Raw genomic sequence first — 6,904 nt, forward strand, 5'->3', positions numbered from 1 at the left:
CTCTACAACCAACAGATCCCTCAACGCGCGTTGGGCCATGTCGCCCCCATCCAGGCGTTAAAACAATGGTACGAACGCGAGCCAGAATTGTTTTCAAAGCGGCCTTACAATCTTCCGGGACTTGACATCTAGGCTCAAGGCTTGGCGCAAGAGCGTTTCGGCCCGCACAGGGTCCCGGCCGGCGAGCCGCTTCAAGAGGCCCTCGCGCTCCAATGCCGCAAGCCATGCAACCGCATCGAGCCCGGTGATCGCATGGAGTCGTTTTGCCTCCGCATCCTGGCGATCGAAGACCTGCCGCCAAGCCCGCTGTCGATCCTCACGTTCCGCGCCGAGATCGCGGAGCGGTCCACCAAGGCTTGCGATGGCCGTGCGCAGATCCGGGGCCAGATTGGCGCGTTGCAGGATGTCTTCCAAGTGCTGCAAGGGTAGGCCGAGCCGTTTGCCGGTACTGGGCCGGCGCCCGAGCAGCTCGTCCAACGCCCGGCGCTCCTGCTCGGTCGGATTGGCGATAGAGACGCGCTCCGCGCCGCCGCGTTCCAGTCCGACCCGGACCGCCTGCAGGATGCGTTTGAGTTCGGGGCGATCCAGCAAGGATCTGAGCCGCAGCAAATCGACCCCGGAATGATCAGAATAAAGATGGCTGCGGATCATGGTCGTCTTGATGCACGCGAGTGGCCTCCCCGGCAACCGGTGCGCTCATCGGCGGCGGCTCGTCGGGACGGCGTTGGGCCCCGTCCCAGGTCCAGCGCGAGAGATAGACGGCGTCGATGCCCTCGTGGCGCACCAGCTGGGCGATGGCCAGGCCCGGCACCTCGGCATAGCAGCCCCATTCGCGCTCGCTGGTGAGCATGAAGTCCAGGTCGAACTGAGCCATGAGCCCGAGACACTTGGCACGCGAGTCGTCGTCGATACCGGCAAAGGCCTCGTCGAGCATGACTAGGCGCGGCGCCTCGGGGGCGGCGCTGCCGTAGTGGCTGGAGGCGGCAGCAAACAGCGGCAGGGTGACCACCAGGGCGCGCTCGCCGCCGGAGGCGGGTCCGTAGGCGGGACGCCAGCGCCCGCCCTGCCAGCGCTCGACGGTGAAGCGATGCTAGCGGCGGTAGTCCAGGGCATGGGCCAGATGCTGGATCAGGGTGCCGCCGTCGTCGGACTGGCGGACCTCGTCGATGCGCCGCTGCAAGAACTCGCCCACCGCGCTGCGATCATCGTTGGACCAGGCGGCGACGGTCTGGCGCAGCAGGCGCTTGCGGGCCTCGGCGAGACCAGCCGGGGCCGCGCCGGATTCCTCGTCCAGGGGCACCCAGGCCAGACGCAGCTTCATGCCGGTGCTGGTGGGACGGTGCTCCAGCTCCTGATTGATGCGCTCCACCATGCGCTCGCCGTCGCCGATGAGCTGCTGCAGATGGGTGGCCACATCGCTCATCAGATGGGCCTCAAGCAGCTCGCGCTCCTTGGCGTCGAGCAGGGCCTTGCGCTCGGCGACCTCAGCATCCAGGTTTTCGGCCAGCGCGTCCGGTCCGCAGGGACGGGACTGGAAGATGACTCGCACCAGCAGCAGCTCGCCGTCCTGCTCGATATGGGCCGAATGGTTGTAGCGCATCCCGGCAGCGCGCGCTGACGGCCTGGCTTTGTTCCAGGAGGCCGGTCAGATGATCAACATCTTCCCGGCTCTTGGCCAGGCGCTGGCGCAGGGCGTCATGGCTTTGGTGGGCTGCGCGCACCGCCTGGTCGCTTGGAACGGCGTGCCATTCGCGTTCCAGGATTATCAGCTGGCCATCCAGTCGATCCATGTCCTCGCTCAGGCTTGCCCCAAGCACCGGAGGCGGGACCGATACACCAGCGACCCGCGCCGTCGATCCATGCGTGATGCGCCTGCTCGCCCCAGCCAATACCAGACAGGATACCGGCCAGCGTCTCCGGCTCGACCCGGGCTGCGGCGGCATCCTTGGGGTCGATGGCGATCTTGAGGACCCGCTGCAGATTTTGGGCTGCGGGTACGGTCGGCACGAGCATCCGATCCCAGGTCTTGCCGTCGCGCAAGGTCCCATCGGGCATGACCCAAGCGTCCAACAGTCCGCTAGACTCCAGAGCGGCCTCAAGCCCTGCCCGTTGGTCGGCGGAGAGGCTGTCTGCGAAGTCCACGAGCTGCCAGAAGGGCGCACCTTCCAGATCTTTACGTACCTCCGGATCGCGGGTGTATGGGATCGGCGGCTCGGCAAGCTCGCCCTGCTCGATACGACCCTGTTCCTCTTTGAGTGCGCTGACGGCGGCTTGGGCCTCTTGGTGCTCGCGTTCAGCCGCGTCTTTCGCACTGCGCAGGCGGTCCCTGGCGCTGTTGTAGCTCTGTCGTAGGACGTGCTGCGCGGGGTTGTCACCGGACAGCGTTTGGCACCAGTCCTCCAGCTCGGCGAGCAAGGCCTCCGGGTCCTGCAGTCGCAATTCACGATTGGCGTCCAGGGCATGACGCAGGGCCGAAACCAACGCCGTGCCTTGCTGGTCGACGACCTCGGCGGCCTGGACACGATCCTGATCCAGACGTTCCATCTGTTCAATGGCCTGCTCGCGGCGCTTCCGGTCCCGTCGTTCCCCTTGTTCGGCCGCTTCCAGTGCCTGGATGAGTCCACGGACTTGCGCGATGGCCTCCGTGCGACGCTGGATTTGAAACCGGACGACTTCGGCGGCCTGGCCGATGGCCAGGTCCGAGCTGGACCGCAGACCCGGACCGCCATCGGGCAGATCCAAAGGAGCGAGCGCGCCGTCATGGGCATTGGCGATGCCGGCCACGCGCGCTGGTTCAAGCCAGGCGTGCAGGTCTTGACGGCGTGCCTCGCGCTCTTGGGCGCAAGCCTGCCGTTCTGCGGCCAAGCGGGCTTCCTCGCGATTGGTGTCGCTGATCAGGCGTTCGAGTTTGACCTGGGTGGTTCGATAGAGCCTGCGGCACTCTGCCACGCGGGCCTGGGCCTCCTTGAGCCGATGGGCGTCGCGCATCTCGGGGCTGTCACGCAGGGTCTGCAACTGGGTGCGTCTCTGCCGGAGTTTGAGGTCGAGGAATTCCTGGCGCCGATCCTCGTAGGCTGTAGCCGCTTCGGCCTCGGTTAAAGCCTGAGCGGTCTCGCGCAGATCCGCGCCAATCTTGTCCCAGGTGTTCTGCGCCTGACGTACGGCCTGCGCCCGGCGCCGGGCCGCCACGGCACAGTAACCCCGGTAATGCTGGAGGAACTCGCCCACCGAGGCGCGGGCCTCGTTGAGCCCGTCCAGGGTGTTGCGCTCCTCCTCGAGGTTGCGGAAGGCGTCCGCCACATCGTTGAGCACGGCCTGATCCAGGGGCGGCAGCGCCTCGGTCAGGGCCCGCTCGTCCGGACGCTTGGAGAGCTGGGGCTGGCGCAGCTGGATCAGCAGATTAAGCAAGGCCTCGAAGCGCTGCGGGCTGAGCCGGAAGAGCCGCTCGTCGACCCGGGCGCGGTACTGCATGGAGCTGGTGTGGAGCTCGCCCCGATCGCCCAGCGCCTCGAGCAGCCGGTCCCTGGACAGCGCGCGGCCGTTGCCGTCCACCAGCCTCAGGTCGCGGCGCACGCGCTGGGGGGTGATGAAGAACCAGCGCTCCGGCGCGCCGCGCCCGGCGACGGCGCGCATGCCGCAGCCCAGGGTGCAGAACTCGGGTGTGCCCTCGTGATCCCGCCCGAATTCCATCCAGACATAGCCCAGACGCTCCTGATATTGACCGCCGAGCAGCAGGTTCCACTCCATGCGCTTGCCCGGATCGCCGTCCGGCTCGACACGCGAGGGGATCAGTTGCCCGTCCAGCAGGAAGGGCAGCGTCATAGCCAGGATCTTGGACTTGCCGGTCCCGTTGTTGCCGCGCAGCAGCAGGTTGCCGTCCCGAAGCCAGATCTCCTCGTCGTCGTAGTAGAAGAGGTCCACCAGTCCCAGGCGCAGGGGTAAGGGGACGTCGTGGATTTCGGTCATCGATTGGGGGGCTGTTGAACCGCAAAGGCAGGAAGGGATTTACGCCCTACGCGGACTTGGGCCTGGGCCGATCTTCACACTGGCTCCTCGAGCACTTCTTCCAACGTGTCGCGGTCCAAGACGCGATCGGCCCAAACCTCTAGCTCGGCCTCCCCGGCTTGTTCGAGGCGCGCCTCGGCCCAGGCGGGCAGGACACCAAAGCGCTTGATCAACAACCGACGCAGCAGTCTAGCCTCGCCGCAATAGACGCCCTGCTCGAGTCCCTGCTCAAGCCCCTGCTTCAGCCCTTCCTCAAGCCCTTGTTGCTTCCACTCCTCAGTCCAGGTCTTTACGCGTTCGGCCAACATGGCACGCATCTCCTGAAGATCGTTGACATTCGGTAGCTCGGCACCTGGGACCCGAGCCGGTAATAGCACGCGCTTGAGCCAGACCACGAAGGCACGGCGCAGGCTGTCTTGCTCGGGGGCGGCCAGCCACTCGATCAGACTCGCCAGTACCCGCTCGATATCCTCCGGGTGGCGACTGTTCTCGAGGCGGAACAGGGCGGCGGCGATATTGCGTTGTCCCGCCATCGGGGTGTCCGCGAGGCGCTGCTCGTCCAGCAGCAGATAGCGGATCTGCGGCTGCCAGCGCCGCAATTGATCGGGCAGGTCCAGCTCGATCAGTTCATCGAGACTGGTCTTGGCCCACCAGGACTTCTCGCCATTGTAGAGGATGATGGGCAGCACCGGCGGCAGCGGACTCCCTGCCGGAATCTCCCCGGCCGCAGCCAGATCCTGATAGAGCAATCCGACATAGGTCAAGAGCCGCACCGCCATGAAGCGATCGACCGTCGACTGGAACTCCAGCAGCAGATAGACGTAGACCCAGCGCTCGCCCCAGCGCAGCCGCCAGATCATGTCGTCCTCGCGCTCGCGCAGGTCTTGGCTGACCCCGATCTCGCTGACCCGCTGTAGTGTGGTGAAGTCCAACTGCTCGACCCAGTTCTCCTGCACGAAGCCACGGATCAGGTCCGTCACCAGGTCGCGGTGCGAGAACAGGAGCTTGTAGGAAGGATCGTGGTCGGCCATCGAGGATGAGTAGGCTGTCGTCGGCGTGACGAAACCATACCGGAATCACATCGAGATGACAGCGATCGCGCGGCGCGGACTTGAGCCTGGTCCGATCCTCACACCGGCTCCTTGAGCACCTCTTCCAACGTGTCGCGATCCAAGACGCGATCGGCCCAAATCTCTAGCTCGGCCTCGCTGGCTTGCTCGAGGCACACCTCAGCCCAGGCAGGCAGGATACCAAAGCGTCGGATCAACAACCGACGCAGCAGCCTAGCCTCGCCGCAGTAGACGCCCTGCTTCAGCCCTTCCTCAAGCCCTTGTTGTTTCCACTCCTCGGTCCAGGTCTTTACGCGTTCGGCCAACATGGCACGCATCTCCTGAAGATCGTTGACATTCGGTAGCTCGGCACCTGGGACCCGAGCCGGTAATAGCACGCGCTTGAGCCAGACCACGAAGGCGCGGCGCAGGCTGTCTTGCTCGGGGGCGGCCAGCCACTCGATCAGACTCGCCAGCACCCGCTCGATATCCTCCGGTCGGCGACTGTTCTCGAGCCGGAACAGGGCGGCGGCGATATTGCGTTGCCCCGCCATCGGGGTGTCTGCAAGCCGCTGCTCGTCCAGCAGCAGATAGCGGATCTGCGGCTGCCAGCGGCGTAGTTGATCGGGCAAGTCCGGCTCGATCAGCTCGTCGAGACTGGTCTTGGCCCACCAGGACTTCTCGCCATTGTAGAGGACGATGGGCAGCACCGGCGGCAGCGGACTCCCTGCCGGAATCTCCCCGGCCGCAGCCAGATCCTGATAGAGCAGTCCGACATAGGTCAAGAGCCGCACCGCCATGAAGCGATCAACCGTCGACTGGAACTCCAGCAGCAGATAGACGTAGACCCAGCGCTCGCCCCAGCGCAGCCGCCAGATCATGTCGTCCTCGCGCTCGCGCAGGTCGTGGCTGATGCCGATCTCGCTGATCCGCTGTAGCGTGGAGAAGTCCAGCTGCTCGACCCAGTCCTCCTGCACGAAGCCACGGATCAGGTCTGCCACCAGATCACGGTGTGAAAACAGGAGCTTGTAGGAAGGATCGTGGTCGGCCATCAGGAATGCGCAGGCTTTTGTCAGAGTAACGGCACCATACCGGAATCACACCGCGATGGCAGCGATCGCGCGACGCAAGGATCCTAAAAGACGCTCGGCAACGGTTGTTGAAACCCGAAAACCCGCGTCAATCAGACCGCGCGGAAGGAATCGTGGACCAGGGAAGAAACACCCAGCCGTCCTCAGTTTGATCTTATAACGGCCTTGCCGCCCAGCGAGCCTTGAGGCTGGGATGTGAGGCTCATCCAAGCGCTCCATGAGCGCCTCGTAAGCTGCTGCCGGCACGCAATAGAAGGCCGGTTCGTTACGATTGAGGACCGCGACCGGGAGGCCGGCACAGAGGTAGCCACGGTACCCATCGGGTTGCGTTTCAGCTCCGAGATGCTCGCAGTCGTCTCGGCTAGAATTCGATTCGTCATAGCAATTTAAAAGCACCTTTAAATACGCTAATAAATACGCTAAAGGTGGCCGGTCCGCCCCATGAGCGGTCATTCGGGCAGAGAGACAGTAATGGAAGAATCGAGCGAATCCCCGCCATTCATGACGCTGAATATAGCGGCCGCTGATTGCCGGTAAGCGTGCGCTCAGAGAACATCAAGGTGCGTGATTTCTTGAGGTGATGCCCCGACAACCGGTTGTGTGGTGCATCGCTCTGCTGACCACTCAGCGACGGGTGCGGCCTCGACAAGATGTTATTTCGAGGAGTATGCTCTAAGCCTCTGTAAATGATGAGGCGAGGAGCGATCATGGCCACGGTTGTTCGGCGTTCGGGCGAAGAGATCACCATCGAAGTGAGCC

The 6,904-nt window shown here is 64.5% G+C and carries 6 protein-coding genes and 2 pseudogenes; 1 reads left to right on the forward strand and 7 read right to left on the reverse strand.

What is annotated here, in order from left to right; translation table 11 throughout:
* Positions 1-132: pseudogene (locus CKO36_RS19960) on the forward strand (IS481 family transposase); the annotation flags it as partial.
* On the opposite strand, the gene CKO36_RS18275 reads toward CKO36_RS19960, so the two are convergent.
* The 7 genes and pseudogenes from CKO36_RS18275 to CKO36_RS19425 all read right to left on the reverse strand — a co-directional run.
* Positions 94-651 (reverse strand): TIGR02679 domain-containing protein, encoded by a 558-nt coding sequence (locus CKO36_RS18275; protein ID WP_242469728.1) that lies wholly within the window; start codon positions 649-651, stop codon positions 94-96. The pseudogene CKO36_RS19960 and the gene CKO36_RS18275 sit on opposite strands and share 39 nt — an antisense overlap.
* Positions 626-1,024: pseudogene (locus tag CKO36_RS19965) on the reverse strand (SbcC/MukB-like Walker B domain-containing protein); the annotation flags it as partial. The pseudogene CKO36_RS19965 and the gene CKO36_RS18275, both read right to left, overlap by 26 nt.
* Before the next feature lie 66 nt (positions 1,025-1,090).
* Entirely contained in the window at positions 1,091-1,600 is a 510-nt protein-coding gene (locus tag CKO36_RS19970) for a hypothetical protein (protein ID WP_242469729.1), read from the reverse strand.
* Between the two features lie 95 nt (positions 1,601-1,695).
* On the reverse strand, positions 1,696-3,966 hold the full coding sequence (locus CKO36_RS18280; protein ID WP_242469730.1) for a TIGR02680 family protein: 2,271 nt from the start codon (positions 3,964-3,966) through the stop codon (positions 1,696-1,698).
* Positions 3,967-4,040: 74 nt separating this feature from the next.
* On the reverse strand, positions 4,041-5,036 hold the full coding sequence (locus CKO36_RS18285; protein ID WP_200286346.1) for an Rpn family recombination-promoting nuclease/putative transposase: 996 nt from the start codon (positions 5,034-5,036) through the stop codon (positions 4,041-4,043).
* Positions 5,037-5,134: 98 nt separating this feature from the next.
* Entirely contained in the window at positions 5,135-6,106 is a 972-nt protein-coding gene (locus CKO36_RS18290) for an Rpn family recombination-promoting nuclease/putative transposase (protein WP_200286347.1), read from the reverse strand.
* Positions 6,107-6,644: 538 nt separating this feature from the next.
* Positions 6,645-6,904: hypothetical protein (locus tag CKO36_RS19425; RefSeq protein WP_207161522.1), on the reverse strand; the 260-nt coding region annotated here is incomplete at its 5' end.

Source organism: Rhabdochromatium marinum, assembly GCF_016583795.1.
GTDB lineage: Bacteria > Pseudomonadota > Gammaproteobacteria > Chromatiales > Chromatiaceae > Rhabdochromatium > Rhabdochromatium marinum.

What these genes read in the sequence shown, in the direction of transcription:
- CKO36_RS18275 (WP_242469728.1), bottom strand. Translation starts at nt 651, where the DNA reads ATGATCCGCAGCCATCTTTATTCTGATCATTCCGGGGTCGATTTGCTG.
- CKO36_RS19970 (WP_242469729.1), bottom strand. Translation starts at nt 1,600, where the DNA reads ATGCGCTACAACCATTCGGCCCATATCGAGCAGGACGGCGAGCTGCTG.
- CKO36_RS18280 (WP_242469730.1), bottom strand. Translation starts at nt 3,966, where the DNA reads ATGACCGAAATCCACGACGTCCCCTTACCCCTGCGCCTGGGACTGGTG.
- CKO36_RS18285 (WP_200286346.1), bottom strand. Translation starts at nt 5,036, where the DNA reads ATGGCCGACCACGATCCTTCCTACAAGCTCCTGTTCTCGCACCGCGAC.
- CKO36_RS18290 (WP_200286347.1), bottom strand. Translation starts at nt 6,106, where the DNA reads ATGGCCGACCACGATCCTTCCTACAAGCTCCTGTTTTCACACCGTGAT.